This window comes from Erwinia papayae, from assembly GCF_058241465.1.
The window spans coordinates 1,056,528-1,071,748 of record NZ_JBZCHT010000009.1 but is presented as its reverse complement, the minus strand read 5'-3'; the positions used below and the strand labels follow the sequence as shown (position 1 = coordinate 1,071,748).

Annotated in this window: 18 protein-coding genes and 1 pseudogene; 11 read left to right on the top strand and 8 right to left on the bottom strand. The window is 50.5% G+C overall.

From position 1 onward, the window contains the following. Positions 1 to 4 precede the first annotated feature (4 nt). The 4 genes from AC3RPL_RS09810 (at position 5) to AC3RPL_RS09795 (ending at position 2,433) form a co-directional block, all read left to right on the top strand. Positions 5 to 1,033, top strand: a complete 1,029-nt coding sequence (locus tag AC3RPL_RS09810) for a thioredoxin fold domain-containing protein (RefSeq protein WP_490739864.1) — start codon at positions 5 to 7, stop codon at positions 1,031 to 1,033. Next, a complete protein-coding gene (locus AC3RPL_RS09805; protein WP_490739862.1) occupies positions 1,020 to 1,304 on the top strand; it encodes a hypothetical protein in 285 nt (94 codons plus the stop codon). Before AC3RPL_RS09810 ends, AC3RPL_RS09805 begins: the two co-directional genes overlap by 14 nt. Positions 1,305 to 1,884: 580 nt before the next feature. Then, positions 1,885 to 2,220 (top strand): hypothetical protein, encoded by a 336-nt coding sequence (locus AC3RPL_RS09800; RefSeq protein ID WP_490739861.1) that lies wholly within the window; start codon positions 1,885 to 1,887, stop codon positions 2,218 to 2,220. Positions 2,221 to 2,250: 30 nt separating this feature from the next. After that, positions 2,251 to 2,433: a hypothetical protein gene (locus AC3RPL_RS09795; RefSeq protein ID WP_490739859.1), complete on the top strand. Its 183-nt coding sequence runs from the start codon at positions 2,251 to 2,253 to the stop codon at positions 2,431 to 2,433. Between the two features lie 313 nt (positions 2,434 to 2,746). Here AC3RPL_RS09795 and AC3RPL_RS09790 read toward each other — a convergent pair whose 3' ends face one another. Continuing rightward, on the bottom strand, positions 2,747 to 3,019 hold the full coding sequence (locus AC3RPL_RS09790; RefSeq protein ID WP_490739858.1) for a helix-turn-helix transcriptional regulator: 273 nt from the start codon (positions 3,017 to 3,019) through the stop codon (positions 2,747 to 2,749). 503 nt (positions 3,020 to 3,522) lie between these two features. Here AC3RPL_RS09790 and AC3RPL_RS09785 point away from each other — a divergent pair. The 5 genes from AC3RPL_RS09785 (at position 3,523) to AC3RPL_RS09765 (ending at position 7,576) form a co-directional block, all read left to right on the top strand. Beyond that, positions 3,523 to 3,936 carry a GNAT family N-acetyltransferase gene (locus AC3RPL_RS09785; RefSeq protein ID WP_490739856.1) on the top strand — a complete coding sequence of 138 codons (414 nt, stop codon included), beginning with the start codon at positions 3,523 to 3,525 and terminating at the stop codon, positions 3,934 to 3,936. A 24-nt stretch (positions 3,937 to 3,960) separates the two neighbouring features. Beyond that, positions 3,961 to 4,647, top strand: coding sequence for a helix-turn-helix transcriptional regulator (locus AC3RPL_RS09780; protein ID WP_490739855.1), 687 nt, complete (start codon positions 3,961 to 3,963; stop codon positions 4,645 to 4,647). Between the two features lie 11 nt (positions 4,648 to 4,658). Next, positions 4,659 to 5,966, top strand: a complete 1,308-nt coding sequence (locus tag AC3RPL_RS09775) for a purine-cytosine permease family protein (protein ID WP_490739854.1) — start codon at positions 4,659 to 4,661, stop codon at positions 5,964 to 5,966. A gap of 465 nt (positions 5,967 to 6,431) precedes the next feature. After that, complete coding sequence (locus AC3RPL_RS09770; RefSeq protein WP_490739853.1) at positions 6,432 to 6,632, top strand: hypothetical protein; 201 nt, start codon at positions 6,432 to 6,434, stop codon at positions 6,630 to 6,632. A gap of 17 nt (positions 6,633 to 6,649) precedes the next feature. Further along, positions 6,650 to 7,576, top strand: coding sequence for a hypothetical protein (locus AC3RPL_RS09765; protein WP_490739852.1), 927 nt, complete (start codon positions 6,650 to 6,652; stop codon positions 7,574 to 7,576). 350 nt (positions 7,577 to 7,926) lie between these two features. Here AC3RPL_RS09765 and AC3RPL_RS09760 read toward each other — a convergent pair whose 3' ends face one another. From AC3RPL_RS09760 to AC3RPL_RS09745, 4 genes and pseudogenes are all read right to left on the bottom strand, one after another. Further along, on the bottom strand, positions 7,927 to 8,340 hold the full coding sequence (locus AC3RPL_RS09760; protein ID WP_490739851.1) for a hypothetical protein: 414 nt from the start codon (positions 8,338 to 8,340) through the stop codon (positions 7,927 to 7,929). A gap of 542 nt (positions 8,341 to 8,882) precedes the next feature. Then, positions 8,883 to 9,533, bottom strand: coding sequence for a YkgJ family cysteine cluster protein (locus AC3RPL_RS09755; protein ID WP_490739850.1), 651 nt, complete (start codon positions 9,531 to 9,533; stop codon positions 8,883 to 8,885). Between the two features lie 359 nt (positions 9,534 to 9,892). After that, positions 9,893 to 10,449: pseudogene (locus AC3RPL_RS09750) on the bottom strand (hypothetical protein). 1 nt (position 10,450) lies between these two features. Continuing rightward, entirely contained in the window at positions 10,451 to 10,732 is a 282-nt protein-coding gene (locus AC3RPL_RS09745; RefSeq protein ID WP_490739849.1) for a hypothetical protein, read from the bottom strand. A 375-nt stretch (positions 10,733 to 11,107) separates the two neighbouring features. Here AC3RPL_RS09745 and AC3RPL_RS09740 point away from each other — a divergent pair, with 375 nt between their 5' ends. Both AC3RPL_RS09740 and AC3RPL_RS09735 read left to right on the top strand, forming a co-directional pair. Then, on the top strand, positions 11,108 to 12,256 hold the full coding sequence (locus AC3RPL_RS09740) for a PIN domain-containing protein (protein ID WP_490739848.1): 1,149 nt from the start codon (positions 11,108 to 11,110) through the stop codon (positions 12,254 to 12,256). Between the two features lie 110 nt (positions 12,257 to 12,366). Next, a complete protein-coding gene (locus tag AC3RPL_RS09735) occupies positions 12,367 to 13,128 on the top strand; it encodes a hypothetical protein (RefSeq protein WP_490739847.1) in 762 nt (253 codons plus the stop codon). Positions 13,129 to 13,195: 67 nt separating this feature from the next. Here the strand turns inward: AC3RPL_RS09735 and AC3RPL_RS09730 are convergent, their stop codons facing one another. The 3 genes from AC3RPL_RS09730 to AC3RPL_RS09720 form a co-directional block, all read right to left on the bottom strand. Continuing rightward, positions 13,196 to 13,570: a hypothetical protein gene (locus tag AC3RPL_RS09730; RefSeq protein ID WP_490739846.1), complete on the bottom strand. Its 375-nt coding sequence runs from the start codon at positions 13,568 to 13,570 to the stop codon at positions 13,196 to 13,198. Between the two features lie 117 nt (positions 13,571 to 13,687). Beyond that, entirely contained in the window at positions 13,688 to 14,200 is a 513-nt protein-coding gene (locus AC3RPL_RS09725) for a hypothetical protein (RefSeq protein WP_490739845.1), read from the bottom strand. 146 nt (positions 14,201 to 14,346) lie between these two features. Then, complete coding sequence (locus AC3RPL_RS09720; RefSeq protein WP_490739844.1) at positions 14,347 to 14,928, bottom strand: hypothetical protein; 582 nt, start codon at positions 14,926 to 14,928, stop codon at positions 14,347 to 14,349. Between the last annotated feature and the right edge of the window lie 293 nt (positions 14,929 to 15,221).

Sequence of the window (15,221 nt, the reverse complement as noted above, 5' to 3'; positions counted from 1 at the left end):
CAGTATGAACTTTTTACGCAGAAAAGGCCTGTTTAAGGCTGATATAACTGGCGGGCTGTTGACGGCCAGCCGCAGGCACGAGCCGTTATTCACCTGCATGCTGACGGCGCTTCCCTGGTTCGTGGTACACGGCGACGGCCTGTATGCGCAGAACTCCCATGATGCGCTGACCCCGCTGTACCGGGGCGACGATGCCCCGCAACTGCTCACCTGCATTACCGGGGCGTTGCAGGCGCGGGAGGCCAGAAAAAAAGGCATCCGCATGTTTGCCACGGGCATCGCAATCGTCGCACTGGCGCTTGCTGCCTGGATGTCGCAGGTAACTCAGACCCGGCAGGCCGACGCGGGCATCCCATTTGCAGGCAATGCTCCTGCACTGAATCTGCAACAGGGGGCCACAGAGGGACCTGATGAACAGAGTGGGCGGGTAATTCAGCCCGGGAAATCCGTTCCGCGACCTACACCGTCACCGGCGAGTCCACCTTCGGATGGCTGGACCCTGCCGCCCGCCGCCCGCGCCGGGCTTCCCGACAGGCTCAAAAAAGCAGCGTCACGCGGGTTGTTCACCGTTCCGCTGTCCTCCGGTCACGCGCGGACGCTGTATGTGTTTGCTGATCCTGCATGCCCGAACTGCCAGCGCATGGAGCGCCACTTTGAAACCGTGTCCGGTACCGTCAACGTGATTATGTTCCCGGTCACCATTGAAGGCCGCGAGGTTTCGCTGAAGAGGCTGACGCCGGTGATGGCGCTGCCGGAGGCTGAACGTCCCGCCGCCTGGAAAAAACTGTTTGCGGCCGACGCCGGCATCGGCGTCCCTGGTGGTTCGCAGAACGCGGCGGCGGTGACAGATGAGAAGCAGGCGGAAACGGCTCGTGGGGCGATTGGCGTCAACGAAGTAGCCTTCCGTGCCTATCGTCTTCCGGGCACCCCCTGGACGATTTCAGACGACGGGCGCTACGTGCCGCAGAGCGTGCTGAGCTCTTCGGCGGCGCTGGCGGACTTTTTGAGCGGAGATGGTCATGACAGAGAATAATTCAGCGCTCGACAGCGCCCGCGTCAATCGGTACGCGGGCCGATCGTGGCTCATCGACGTGCTGTGTGAAACCAGCACGCTGGCCTGGGGGATGCTGGTATCCGTGGGTTCGGGCGTCGTATGGCCCGCCACACTGGTGTTGAGCCTGCCGGTGCTGTTTTTCTGGTCTGTGGTTGTAGCGCCCGCTGGTCGCTGGAAGATGCCGATGCGCATGCCAAGCGACATGGGCCAGGATGATCCGTCGACCGAGCGTAAGGTGCCGGCAAGGTAGCACCCCGGCAAGCCGGGGCAAGGTTAATACTGTCGAAGCTGACACCGCGAAAACACGGGAAAACAGTGACCAATACAAAGCCCCGCCACCCCGGGCCAGTGGCCCGGAACAGAGTGGCTTTATAATCGGGTGTTGTAACTAAACGCAAGTGTCGCTTCAGCAGGCGTCGTGATGGCATCGGAATACACGCCCGTAAGCGGCCCTTCGGCCCGCATAACGCGGAGATACGCCCCGACTACGGCTACGCCTTGTCGTGACCACTCCGACGGCGCACTATTAAATTTTAATGGCTGTAAGTGGGTATAGCTTGGCAGGGTGGGGGGATGGATTGGTAAAACCTTTCAAAGCTGTAACCGGCTTCGCCGGGTTACGGCGCCATTCAGCAACAGTGACATATTCAGCACCCGCTGGCGCCTTCATGCCGCTTCGCGGCATTCAGAAGACCGGCTGCGCACTGCTCGCCAGTCTGAAAACACTGCAATGCTAAGCCAATAATCAATGAAAACTGTGAGATCCGCCTTCCATGCGCCAGCGCATAGATAGAGCCTCTGTTTCTACTTATATTTCATAATTCTTTTGCATGAGCAGATGCCAGACCCCATGTATCAGCAATACAGACATCATTACCAGAATTCAGGCTGACAGTTTAATAGCCGTGCGTCTGGAGAAAGCCCTGGGCGGCGTGAAAGATGCCGTCATCGACCAGGTAAACCGTATGCAGCTCGGCGCCGTAACTATCGTCAGTTATTACGGCTACGTTCAGGAGTCCGCTGACACAGCAGACCGCCTCAGAGCGCGAAATCCCCGTTATTATTATGAGTTGTATGCTGAAAAACTGGAGATGCTCTATTTCATTGTTGAGCCGGTCATCAGCCGAAATGAGCTTCGATTTTCTCCCCCCTCGTCAAGACAGTGATATCGCTGAAGTCATTATGCGGATGATTAGATGAGCGATTTTTTAAGAAAATGGCTGCGTACGCAGCTCAGATATTTTGCCAGCACCCTTATTCCGGTAATGCTCATACTTGGGTTCGGGATGCTGGCGGTAACATTCTGGCCACAGTTTGCCTGGAGTTCGACAGCAATATTTGCGCTGTCCGTGATCTCCGTTACCGTCTGGCTGATTTAGGGGGCTGAAGCCAACAGTTCGATAACGTATTAAGATTATGTTTTTACTAAAAGGGGTTTGAAGGTCAACTGGGTTGTTTTCGCAACGCACTCTGAACCGGTAAGGTGGGATGACAACGCACAGGCGTCAATCCGGTGACAGTCTGTGCGGTAGTAACAGGGCTGGAGACGCTAACCGTTCACCAATTCTGAATTGAGAGACTGTCATTGTCACAAGCCGTAAGGATAGCCCACAAAAATTTTGGAGGCTTCCCGCATACAACTCCTGATACGTAGGATTGTGTTATCAAGAAAGACCAAAAAAATCACGTAAATTAACACCCATCAGACACCGATATTGCAAGCTTCAGTAACACGCGGCTTATAACGACAGTCCTCAGCATTTTAATGGAATTAACACCCAACTTCTTCTGCACAGAATCCATGGATTCTTTTATTGTATTCTCAGATACACCTCTGTGTTCAGCAAGATCTTTAATCGTAATGTTGCCAAAAGCAAGCATACACACCTGCATGGACTGTAATGCAGTAAGCTCGGGAAAAAAACTGTTTAGAGATGAAAAATGTTTAGGTTCGATTGCAACCATAATAGCCTCTCAGGGGTATAAATAAATGGTGTTTCCCCTGGATTTAACAAATCAAAAAAATTAACTAATCCTAAGCTGGGAAATTTTATCTCGCGATAAAAATAATTATATATATCAATTTTAATTATTATGTTTATAGTTAATTTCCAAATAAACGAAATATATTTCATTAGAAATAATAAAAAATCGAATTAACCACCTAACTATCTAAGAAATAGAATTTTATTAAAAAAAAGGATTGCTATTAAATAACATTAAACAATAACCTAAACACTTAGTTAAACTTAAATGAAGTATTTTTGTTTGAAACAATCAGTTGACAAAAGTGTGAAAAACAAACACCATAATCCTATATGACTGTTTTTAAAAAAGATATGTTTAAAATCTAATGAAGTAAATGGGGTTACTCACCATATTGACAAAATAATTTAAATGTGTTTAAAAAAACGACATACAAAAGATAATGTTACGTATTATACAGTTACAAACTTGAGGAGCGTACTTTGAATATCAAAACTATTAATAATCCCTCCCAGAAGGAAAAAAACGTTATTACTGATGGACTTTGGAGTCATAACGCTAACTTCCATCCGATTGAAATTAAACAGTTCCAGCTGAACTGCACATGTGAGAATGGCAACATAGCGGGAGGTCTGGTAGCTCAGATATGGTGGGGAGCGCTTGAAATACAATATTTGTGGATCTCTGAGAGTATCAGGGGTAAAGGATATGGAAAAGAATTGATGCTGAAAGCTGAAGCAGAGGCAAAAGACCGAGGATGCCACATGGCATATGTTGACACGTTCGACTTTCAGGCCAAGTCGTTTTATGAAAAGCTCGGTTATAAAGAGTATGGCTCTCTGCCCGGATATGCGCATAAGTTCAGGCGTCATTACCTGGCAAAAGAATTTAAGTAAATAAGCTGGGAACTAGAGGTCAATATGCGATATCAAAGAGTATGCGCGAATACATTGTCCATAATGATTTCAATGATCGAAAACCTTTGTGAACCGTGGGGGATAAAAGATTGCCAGTCAAGACATTTGTTCATGAATAAAAGCGCGCGCATGTATACCTCTACACCGGCAACTTTCGATCTTGAGGGAAAACTTGATTTTGAATTTCCTGCAACCTGGGCAGAACAGGCAGAAGGATTTATTGAGCATGACAGAAAAGCAGAATCAGAGGGAAAAATGGTCAGTGTAATTGAAACTGATTACTGGTTTGGTAGAAACGAATTGCATCCTTATATAAGTGATAAAATACCCTTTAGGGATGCCAGTGGAGCATGCATTGGTACATTATGGAACGCCAGAAAGATAAAAGCTCTTTCACCTTACGTATGTATTGGTGATAAAAAACCTGGTGTACTGCATACAGTATCTGATCAGTCCTATTTTACACGTTCTGAAATGAATTTGATTTTTTATTTGCTTAAAAACCTAAGTCAGAAAGAAGTGGCAAATCATCTTGGATTATCCACGAAAACAATTAATAACAAAATACAGAACATCTATAGAAAAACGGGTGTCAATTCAGTTTCAGCTCTTCATGAATTCTGTATAAATATAAATATGCAGAACTATATCCCTGAGTTTGCCATCAATAAAGGCATAAAATTTATCTGACTGGAGCATTTATGAGTTTGTATGAAAATTTTTCTGTTGAAAGAGTTCCGGTCACTTCGCGTTTGCCGTTCTGGGGAGTCGCGTTGGTACATATGGGTATGCTGACTGCGCTTGATCAATTTATGTTGGGCGCGGTTATTGGGCACTCCATGAGTTATACAAACGCTTTTCTGGCAATCACGGCCGGCAGCCTTGTTTTCTTTATCGCAACGTTTGGGCTGGGTTATGCAGGCATGCGGGAAGGTATATCAGGAAGCCTGCTTGCACGCTGGTGCGGTTTTGGCAAAATGGGATCCATAATGGTCAGCCTGTTAATAGCCGTCAGCCTCCTTGGATGGTTTGGTGTGCAGAACTCAGTCTTTGCCAAATCACTGGATTATGCTCTTGGCAACAATCTCGGCTTTCATTGGGCGGCAGCGATATCAGGACTTTCGCTAACGCTGATTGTTTCATTTGGTTTCAGAGCACTGCGTTATGCTGCACGGATAGCCGTTCCCGCATTTGCCATCTGCATATTGTATATTTCCGTAGTTTTGCTGACCGGGAAAAACACTAATGCGCTGGCTGCACTATCAGAAGCAGGTAACAGCCTCTCTGTCAGCGACGCTATTACGCTAGTTGTGGGGGGGAGCATAGTTGCAAGCCTCATAACACCTGACCTGACGCGTTATTACAACAGTGGGAAGCAGGTCATGCTTATGACACTTGTGACTATATTTGCGGGTGAATATATCGTAAACGGGCTGGCTGTTTTTATATCAGTAATACTCAAAACTTCAGATGTGGTCACTATTATGTCACAGGTAACAGGAGGGGTTGGGTTGATTGTAGTTGTTTTTTCTACGCTAAGGATAAACGATATTAACTTATATTCATCCTCTCTGGGTATTGCCAACGCTATTGAAGCGTTTACAGGACGAAAAATTCCCTATGTCGTGTTAACACTGTTCATAGGTGTTGTGGGTACATTGATGTCAGTAATAGGTATTTTAGACAGATTCGTGGATTTTCTTAACCTGCTAGGAATACTTTTTCCTCCAGTGATAGGAGTGATGCTCATCGATTATTTTTTTCTTAAAAGCGACAGGGCTGTACTGGATGAAAGTAAAAGAAGTAACAATTTACCTGATGACTCGCAGACAAAAAACTTTGGCTGGAGTGCAATTGTTGCAAGTCTGATTGGTGCATTAACGGGTTATTACGTTACTTACGGTGTACCGGCCCTGAATTCAATTTTCGCTGGCTGTTTGGCATACCTGCTACTGGTTTATTTTTCCAAGCTGATCGGCTCATCAGGGGAGAGAAGACTGATCAGGTAGGGTCAGTTTGGATATAAATAATTATTGTACGGTAAGCCTTTTTTGAACAGGCTTACCTATAGCAATAGGAGTAGGGGTCTGAAGCCCAACAAAATGAAGCAATACCAGAACGAAACCGTTCCCGTCGTGAATTTCCACACTATGATTTTCATTTTGCGTTATCTGCGGAAAATACCCTTTGCGCCTGACCGGGGTTGCGGAAAAAACGAAATAACCGATAAAAACAAAATTAACTGGGGAAGGTGACAGGGCCCGGAGAGGCCCGCTCACTACATCTTGTGTCCAGGTCAGCTGAGTCAGGCACAACATCCAGGCTTATCCACAGAAACTGGGGATAAGTGCGCCGCTGCGTCTTCTGCCGGAAAACCGCAACGACAGGGAAACGTGAACAACTTGCCTGTGATGTACAAAGTGATGTACAAATAGATGTGCAACATCAGTTGCATTGAAAAAGGAAAATACGCTATGTCGGTCAGAGTCGAAGTCAATGGGCTGGTCTGTGACAGCACAAACCCCGTGTGTAAGTGCATATTGTCGAACAGCCAGAACACACTGTATGCCTTTATTCAGGTGCTGGACGGCCCTGGAAAAAAACGCTACTGGGGAGAATTCAGCCACGAGGCACCGGAAGAGTCCATAAAGGAAATTATGCGGGGGGGCGGCTAATGGCCGGTATTACCGGAATGAGCAGGAATAAACGCGTCATGCTCACCGTGCGCCTGGACGCGGAACTGAAAAAAAACGCAGAGCGTCACCTGAATGCCCTGGGGCTGACTGCCACCGACGCGGTGGAAAAGCTCTATATGTTTATTTCCGAGCACGGGCGGATGCCCCTTACATCCAGAGTGGTTACGTTTGATTTAACCGATCCTGCCATCGCATTTAATCCCGTGCAGGGTATTGCAGATGAGGCTGACCGGTTTCTGTCCTCGCTGAAATCAGAAGATGTTGTTTGCTGCGACAGGGATACGTTTGTCCACACAGTGTGCGAATATTTCACCAAGAATCTGGCCGATAAAACCGGTTCTTTGTTTGCCGGTGTGCAGAACGTCACGTTCATGGATGCTGCCGACCATTTCAGTGAAGATGACTTGCATTCATGGTTTACCAGACTGCGGTCTGTGTTACAGCTGGACTTCAATTTCAGCGCAGAGCAGTCAAAGACGTTCATCACAAATATCGTCAGTGCTGACCAGGCCGATACCTTTATTAACAGCGTTGTTGACAGCCAGCACGTTACCGTGGGGGTTAAGCCTGAACCTTCAGCAGTCAGTTACAAAACTCCGAATGATCTTGTCCGGGCGCTCGCAGAAAGACACGTTCACTGCACTGACATTATCGGCATGAGCCAGGCTCAGGATAATCTTCCGTATGGTGAGACGCCGGATGTGGCTCACAGTCTGCTTCCTGCCCGTATGACAGCTTTGGCTGAAAAATTCCCATTAATTTACTGCGACGGGAAACGGCCAATGGATGCTCAGACCGTCGCAGAACTGTACCGGTTGCTTACGCAGGATTTCTGGTTCAGTGATGCCCTGGCCGGGGTATTTATTAATAACATCAGGACTGAAAGCGAGAATTACACCAGAGAAAACCCGAGCCGCCGATAAGAGCGGCTTTTTCTTTTCCCGCAGTCAGTCAGCTTAATTGCTAAGACACCTGAGCTTGTCAAAAATGCCCATCTTTTGTTTCCTCTGAACAGTCTTTAATCCCGCAGTTCATGTCATTGCAGCGTTTCCCGGCAGTAGCCAAAGCCCCGGTAGCACAGTGCGGCGACAATGAAGCAGATCGTGGCAAATGCAATAGCTGAGCTGGCGCTGGCCTGCGTGACTCTGTATTTCAGACATATTTTCTGCTTCCCTGTTGTGATGGGGTGTTCTCTGTGAGCCGGCTTCACTGTGCAGGCCCGTGCCGTAAATGAAAAAGAAAAGCAGGCGTCAGGAGAGATTTCATATCCATTTTATTCCTCATTCACCTGGACCTGCGTCGGCAGCCCGGCCTCGTGGCAGGCGCTGTACCACTTCGCGATGGTCACCGCATCGCCGCGAAGCCGGCGCCCCTGACCGGTCCCGTCATGCAGCAGCAGGTACGCTTCCCCGGCGGTGGTGATCACGTAGGCTGCCCGGGTGGTCACGTAGTCCACGCCGTCGAGCGCGACGGTTATCCCGGGGGCGGCGTCCGGCGCGGACCGTACCGGCAGTACGTGGTGCTCCGCGTCATGACGTCGCCTTTCTTCCTCATCGCGCAGGCCCGTCAGCAGCGGGGTGGCGACCGCCCGTCCCGCGTCGGTCAGCTCGACGGCCAGCCGCAGGTTCGGTGCACGCAGGGTGCGCAGCCAGCCCGCTGCCCGTCGTCCGGCGGAGCGGTAAACCATATCATTCTGGGTTTCTGCACGGCAGAATAGTGCTGACTGAAATCAGTTCCGTAATGTTTGCGGTAGTCTTTGCAGACGTCCTCAAGCATCCCCGGCATCGCCGTGTAATCATGGTGTCTGGTATCCTCATTTTCCAACTGGATTTCCCTGATGATTAAGGTAGAACCTCGATCATGAACCATTCATTATTCCTGGATGAAGTAAAATGCAGCTGACCGGCAGCCGCACATAACGGGGTCAGTATGGGAAACGTAAATTATTGTACGTTAAGAGCATAATTTAACCGTTTATGCAAGGTAACTGATTGGTTCGTCCTCAACGGCTATCTTTTTTAAGTTATAGCACTCATGGTGTCGCTTATGGTGTGACCACTTCCAACGGTCTGTGAGACAGTGTGTTGTGCGTATTTTATTCGGTCAGCTGATTTCGCAGCAATGTTTTCCAGCAGTATATAAAGCCACTTCGAGATGAAATAGCTGCGATGAAGCACACCTGATTCTTTTGTATGACGCCTGCGTTAAGGGCCTGATTTTGTGATTCACTCAGCAGAACGACCGGGGAGGATTGTGCTTAATAAAATCCTGAACATCACCACGCGAATACGGGAAGAAATCACGGATGTCCCTGACGTCCAGCTTTCCGGTAGTATGCAACGTCTGGAAATAGACCCATTCGGCAATCGTTTTATAAATATAATTTCCCATATCTGCGTTTTGTGAACCGTACTGGAGAACCGGTGCATCGGGATCTGCACATAACGCTGGATCAGAAAGCACGTGATAAGTCCTGCATAGTAATGGTCTGTAGTTGTATATGGTACAGGTCCCTTTCTCAGATAAGAAAGGGCACTGAGTTTCGTGTCCGGTTGTCAGGGGATTATCCCGTGCGGGAACTGTGCTCGATCTGCTGATGTATTCTGCTTCAAGAGCGGTGAGTTGCACGTCTATTTTGCAGCAGGAGGAACATCCTTTATTACAGGAAGTGAACGTACTGATAAATTCTTTATTAAATCGCGTCAGGAAGGCATAAAGTTGCTTTAACTTCAGAAACACCGTGCCGTGCTGCACGTTGAGCTTATCCAGAAGCCCCTGCAATTCTTTTATGTACCTGTCCGGAACAGGTCTGATTTTGGTATGGCCGGGCAGTGTCTCACCCGGCGCAAGATAAATGACGGACTTTGGATTGATGTCCATTCGATGAAGCACCTTTTATTTCAGTTTTGATGAGATTTTAACGAGAGGTTATAATAATAAGAAATATTGAACTAGGCATCTCACAAAATACCCGAATAACTCAGAATTTTAACCGACAACCCGCGGTCAGTCCTCCTGTCCGGGAGGGGCGCCAGCCTTGCATCAATCCCGGCCTGAGTAACTTCGGGTATACGGATTTAATGGTTGATGGGGCACCTTCACCCCACCAACCTGATACCACCCTCAGATTGTGTCATTCGTATCTCTCCGCTATATAAATTCTCATCCGCCGGCTTCACCGTGCGGGCCCGTGCCACTAATGCAAACAAATTTGGCGTAAAGGGAAAATTCACATCCGTTTATTCCTCATTCACCTGGACCTGCGTCGGCAGCCCGGCCTCGTGGCAGGCGCTGTACCACTTCGCGATGGTCACCGCATCGCCGCGAAGCCGGCGCCCCTGACCGGTCCCGTCATGCAGCAGCAGGTACGCTTCCCCGGCGGTGGTGATCACGTAGGCTGCCCGGGTGGTCACGTAGTCCACGCCGTCGAGCGCGATGGTTATCCCGGGGCGGCGTCCGGCGCGTACCGTACCGGCAGTACGTGGTGCTCCGCGTCATGACGTCGCCTTTCTTCCTCATCGCGCAGGCCCGTCAGCAGCGGGGTGGCGACCGCCCGTCCCGCGTCGGTCAGCTCGACGGCCAGCCGCAGGTTCGGTGCACGCAGGGTGCGCAGCCAGCCCGCTGCTTCCAGACGGCGGCAGGAGGCGCGCAGGTTAGGCCCGTAAACCGGGGCGTCCCCACCCTGCTCCAGCAGCCGCTCAATATCCCGCGTGGCCACCGGCCCCGGATGCTTTCCATCGAGAGCGGCCAGCACCGTCAGGATACTCCGCTGGAGTGCGGACATTCGTCCTGCCATCTCAGCTGTGCCTGAGTCTGGCGGCGAGCGCCCGTAATCGAATTCGGTCTTCGCTTTCGCGGGGATCGTCCGTTCCACTGATGCCGGCCTCCCAAAACTCACACATCATTTGTGAAACGGCCACAACTGAATTCCGAAGGGGTTCTCCTCCGGATTTAAGCCGGGATTCCAGTTTGCTCATCACGGCAATCGCCTGGGCGGTCTGTGAATCGTAATCACCGGGTCTGGCGCTCGCTGGAGAAAACATGTCTTCATTGCGAGAAGAAAGGGTGGATTTGCGCATGCTTTCTTACCTTGATTTGATTTGCGAAATTGAGTGTTAAATAAATCAGATATGTTTAAATTAATATATTATCTTAATCATACCATATATGTTTAATGACGCTACTGTTATTAACCGTACCTCAGTTTTTTTGCCGTGCGGATCCGGAAAAAGTACAGAGCCGGATCCCTCACTATCTCTGGCCTGGGGCATATTCCTGAATGCCAGAATTTTCCCCTGAATTGATGTAATGTATTAAGGGTTTATCTGTGAGTTTACCAGTGTGGTTGGACAGAATCGTTGCGGGAGCCACAGAGCTGGATTGAAACTTTGGGACGGCCGCTTTTATGCAAGGTAGTCAGTTAAGAAAGCCATCAAGAGGGTATTCGCATTCTCATGCCTGACATTCAACTAGACTTTGGCGCTATTACCCTTGATAACTCGGTCCTGAAGTCACTGGGCTATAAGTTTCATGAGGGGCTGCTGGCAGAACTGGCCCAGTTCAGGAACAGTCCTGTACAGATAATACAGACAGATATTGTTCATAATGAAGCGGTCAAACATCTGGCAAATGAAATTTCCACTGCCCGGTGTCACATTGAGAAAGGATTGAAAGCAGCTGAAAAACACCTGAAAGTCGGAGAAACTAAAGTCGTAAATGCGAGGCAGCTGCTTTCGGTTGACGGTTCTGATGAGGAAATAGTAGAGGCGCGTCTGGAGAAGTTTTATAAATTGACGGGGGCCCATAAAATAGACTCGGCCGAGCACGTCGATTTATCGGCCCTGATGGAGATGTACTTCAGAACGCAGCCGCCTTTTGAAACAGCGAAAGAAAAGAAATACGAATTTCCTGACGCGATTGCGTTGTTATCCCTCCTGAGCTGGGCTGAAAAGAATGACGTGAATGTCATTGCCGTCAGCAGCGACAAAGGCTGGCAGGATTTTGCTGAAGGAACGGAGAGGATCACGATAGTGCATTCGCTTGCGGAAGCGCTGGCAAAATTTCAGCCGCACGGCAAAGTGTCTGACATTATCGCACACATTCGCGAAGATTCTCTGCTCGAACAGGGTAATCACGTACTTAATGAAATTGAAGACGCGATAGTGACAAACCTTGAGGATGCTGATATTCAGGTGGACGCTGTTTCTTCAATGTATTACGAGTATAGTGACGTAGCCGCTTCTCTCGTCACGTATGAACTGGATGATGATGAGGAAGGACTGGTTAATATCCTTGTCGTCAGGATTGACGACGGATCCATCGTTCTCCGTCTGGGTGCGACCGTCGAGGCAGAGGTTGAGGCCAGTTTCAGTTTTTCGGTGAGGGATTCGATAGACAGGGATTATGTAAATATGGGAGGAAATGCTTATACCGCAACAAAGCATTTTCATACCGATATTCTCGTTACGTTAAGCGGTGACTTCTCAAAAGATTTTGATGATATTGAGGTTACTGATATCAAAGTGCTTGAGACGCTCACTGACGTGGACTTTGGTGAAGTGGAGCCCGACTGGATGAATGCGCCTGATTCAGGATTATGGTAACAGGAGTGAGTAAAAACCAATCAGGGTTTGACCTGAAAGGCAGCCTCCAGTTCCGGGTATAAATCAGGCCGGATGCAGATACTCTTCAGATTTCTCTGGCGGAGGAAGTGATGGGGTTTTTACTGAATTGTTCAGGCAGGGATACCACCCTGAGGTCTCTCTGTGAGGGGTTTGACTGCACGGTTGCGGAACTGGAGAGGGTGCTGCTCGGCATCGATCTTGAGGCGGAGTTTACTGCTAACCCGTATATCTCAAAAACGGCTAATAAGTTGCTTTTCGAACACGCCTGCAGTGTGCTCGGCGAGCCTGATGAAGTGGATCTGGCATACTGGTTTCACGGGACCCGCACCGCTGCTGCTAACCAGTTCACTGACGGTATTCTTCCTCTTAATCACGCAGCAACAGCGGTGATCCGGATGCTGGCAGACAACGCACCCGACAGCACGGTACGTGCGCGAATTAGTTCATGGAATGAAGGCAGCGTACCTGACAGGCTGTTTCGTACGCGCCATGGAAGTTCCTCACACTGGGGGCCTTATGCCTCCCTCATCAGGGAAATCCAGCTGGAAAATGAGGATACCGGACACCGTGATTACACGGCGATGCCGGAGATGATTGAGGACGTCTGCAAAGCCTACCGCAAACATTACGGAACTGATCTCATTCAGCACTATTCTGCCGTGCTGAAACCCAGAATGATATGGTTTACCGCTCCGCCGAACGACGGGCAGCGATGCATCGAAGCAGCCCTTGCTTATGCGTATACGTGCGTGCGCAGTCTGCCGCCTGACAGCTGCGCAAACTGGGGTATCGACAGGCACGGCGTTGCTGTCCCCTCTGAAGACATCGTGCAGATTGAAGAACTGTCCTGATGTAGCGGAACGCTTCCCGTAAGCGGGAGCCGGATCGTGGCGCAGGATGCCCGGTGACCTGGCTGCCTCAGTCCTCCAGTCGGTTCCAGTCCGGGCCAATGACCGCAAGCAGGCGGTCGCGGTCGGTCAGCCGCACGATCTTCCCCTCTCGCAGGGCGCGCACCAGCCGCCGGGCTTCCCTGCTGTGACGCACGCTGAGTCCGTGCGTCAGCCGGTCGCGGCCGGTATAGCAGTGCAGCCCTTCCGCCGAGGCCAGCGTGAGAAAGCGCAGGTGGTGCCCCCCGGCCAGAAAGGCTGCATGCCGCGCGGGACTGATCCAGTAAAGCGCCTCCAGCACGTCGTCCCATGCCCGGCGAAGCAGGTGCAGCGAGGCGTTCAGCCCGTAAACGGGGCGGCTGTAGTCGGGCTTACCGTTTGCGTCCAGCTCCTGAAACTTCCACACGGCCTCATGATGCGCCAGCCGGTTGCGCAGCTCACGGATGCGACTGAACTTTGCCTCCAGCTTGTGCCGTCCGGTGCGCGCCGGCCGGGCCGGGAATACGTCACCGAGCAGGTGCGGTCACAGCAGCGTGCGGTGTCGCGGCTCCTCATACTCTTTCGCCAGCAGGGCGGTCCAGAATCCGAAATCCAGGCCGGAAATAATGCGCCCCGGCGTTTCCTGCTTCCCTGCATCCCGGATCCGTTTTGCCACCTTTCTGACGGCCTGCTCCTCCCACGCGGTGAAGTGAAAAACCGGTGAGCCATCCGCCTCGCGCCTCGTATGGCCGTCCCCGTCGGTCCGGTAACGCTTGTTCTGGGGGATGAACTTCAGATCGCCGATATAGCGCGGAAGATCCAGGATCCACCACGCGTCGGTGCGCCACTGTCCGTCCGCGCCGGGCGGCGGATTGTGGCGGATGGCATGGTCAATGGCGTTGCGCAGCGTCACCTCAAGGCAGTGCAGCAGCGGCTGCATGGCCGCCGACAGCGCCTTGTTCCAGTTGTAAGCGCCTGCGACCTCTTCGGGCTTCAGCTTGAGCACGTCCGTGTAAATATCCAGTCGTTCGTCAGAAATGTAGTCTTTCAGGTGCATGCCGCCCTCCGCGACGCAGAACAGTTCTCAGGTTGACGCTGCCGTCAGGCGCTGGTAGATTAGTGTCATCAAGGCGCGGACTTCTTCGGACCCGTGCGTTTAAGTTAGTACCGGAAAAGCCACCCCTCGGGGTGGCTTTTCTCGTTTCAGAGTTCGTCCACAGGCTCCAGCTTCATCTCTGCGCGTATGGCGTTGACGTCACGGTAAAACTTTTCCGCCCCGGTCACGTAAAAAATCTCTTCGAATACCCGGGAAATGGTCCGGTGATCACGGCCGGCTATCTCGTTAAAAAGTGAAAACGTCAGGGAAAGTCCGCGGGGGACGTAGGCAAACTGCTCGTGTAACACCTGCGAGGCCCGCAGCTGAAGGTAAGGCATGTTTTTCATCATGATTTGCTGCAGGTCATCATGCGTGGCCAGATCCAGCAGCCCTTTGTACCTGAGGTTATCGGCACTGATCATATGGTTTTCGTACCAGTGCTCTGCCACCTTCAGACCCCACTTTTTCCCCAGCTCTTTGTCCATAAGATCCACGAGTGGACTGGTGCGGCTGAAATTTTTGATGAGATCCTGAAATTCCTGAGTAAGGAACTCTTTGAGGAAATCACTCTTCGACTTTCCTGCCAGGCCTGACTGCACCGTGATCATGGCATCCACATCAAGGGGGATGTTCCGCACCGTCAGCGTGGCTGTCCTGTTAACGTCCGGTTCCTGCTCATCAAATGTCATGTCTGAAATTATCGCTTATGAATGCTGCTTAAGTGGGTTGATTTAAAGATATCACCCGGAGTTAAATGGTCAAGACAATTTTGCATCATAATTTGCGTCTTGCATCATACTGATGCGTCTGACTTTGTCGCTTCTCACCTTCAGTCATGTCAGATCCGGAAAAGGGTAGAAGCGGATCTTTGCCCCTCAGCGGGGGTTTTTCGCCCGGAACACCACATATGGTGGCTTTTATCGCCTTCATGGCACAACACACGGGATGCGTCAGGGGAGCACAGGGAAGGAAACGGCGCCCC

Excerpts from the sequence above, each read along its gene's own strand:
- AC3RPL_RS09735 (WP_490739847.1), top strand. The coding sequence starts at position 12,367 with ATGGGGTTTTTACTGAATTGTTCAGGCAGGGATACCACCCTGAGGTCT.
- AC3RPL_RS09780 (WP_490739855.1), top strand. The coding sequence starts at position 3,961 with ATGCGATATCAAAGAGTATGCGCGAATACATTGTCCATAATGATTTCA.
- AC3RPL_RS09775 (WP_490739854.1), top strand. The coding sequence starts at position 4,659 with ATGAGTTTGTATGAAAATTTTTCTGTTGAAAGAGTTCCGGTCACTTCG.
- AC3RPL_RS09725 (WP_490739845.1), bottom strand. The coding sequence starts at position 14,200 with ATGCACCTGAAAGACTACATTTCTGACGAACGACTGGATATTTACACG.
- AC3RPL_RS09720 (WP_490739844.1), bottom strand. The coding sequence starts at position 14,928 with ATGACATTTGATGAGCAGGAACCGGACGTTAACAGGACAGCCACGCTG.
- AC3RPL_RS09760 (WP_490739851.1), bottom strand. The coding sequence starts at position 8,340 with ATGGTTTACCGCTCCGCCGGACGACGGGCAGCGGGCTGGCTGCGCACC.
- AC3RPL_RS09800 (WP_490739861.1), top strand. The coding sequence starts at position 1,885 with ATGAGCAGATGCCAGACCCCATGTATCAGCAATACAGACATCATTACC.
- AC3RPL_RS09795 (WP_490739859.1), top strand. The coding sequence starts at position 2,251 with ATGAGCGATTTTTTAAGAAAATGGCTGCGTACGCAGCTCAGATATTTT.
- AC3RPL_RS09805 (WP_490739862.1), top strand. The coding sequence starts at position 1,020 with ATGACAGAGAATAATTCAGCGCTCGACAGCGCCCGCGTCAATCGGTAC.
- AC3RPL_RS09755 (WP_490739850.1), bottom strand. The coding sequence starts at position 9,533 with ATGGACATCAATCCAAAGTCCGTCATTTATCTTGCGCCGGGTGAGACA.
- AC3RPL_RS09810 (WP_490739864.1), top strand. The coding sequence starts at position 5 with ATGAACTTTTTACGCAGAAAAGGCCTGTTTAAGGCTGATATAACTGGC.
- AC3RPL_RS09765 (WP_490739852.1), top strand. The coding sequence starts at position 6,650 with ATGAGCAGGAATAAACGCGTCATGCTCACCGTGCGCCTGGACGCGGAA.
- AC3RPL_RS09790 (WP_490739858.1), bottom strand. The coding sequence starts at position 3,019 with ATGGTTGCAATCGAACCTAAACATTTTTCATCTCTAAACAGTTTTTTT.
- AC3RPL_RS09745 (WP_490739849.1), bottom strand. The coding sequence starts at position 10,732 with ATGCGCAAATCCACCCTTTCTTCTCGCAATGAAGACATGTTTTCTCCA.
- AC3RPL_RS09770 (WP_490739853.1), top strand. The coding sequence starts at position 6,432 with ATGTCGGTCAGAGTCGAAGTCAATGGGCTGGTCTGTGACAGCACAAAC.
- AC3RPL_RS09740 (WP_490739848.1), top strand. The coding sequence starts at position 11,108 with ATGCCTGACATTCAACTAGACTTTGGCGCTATTACCCTTGATAACTCG.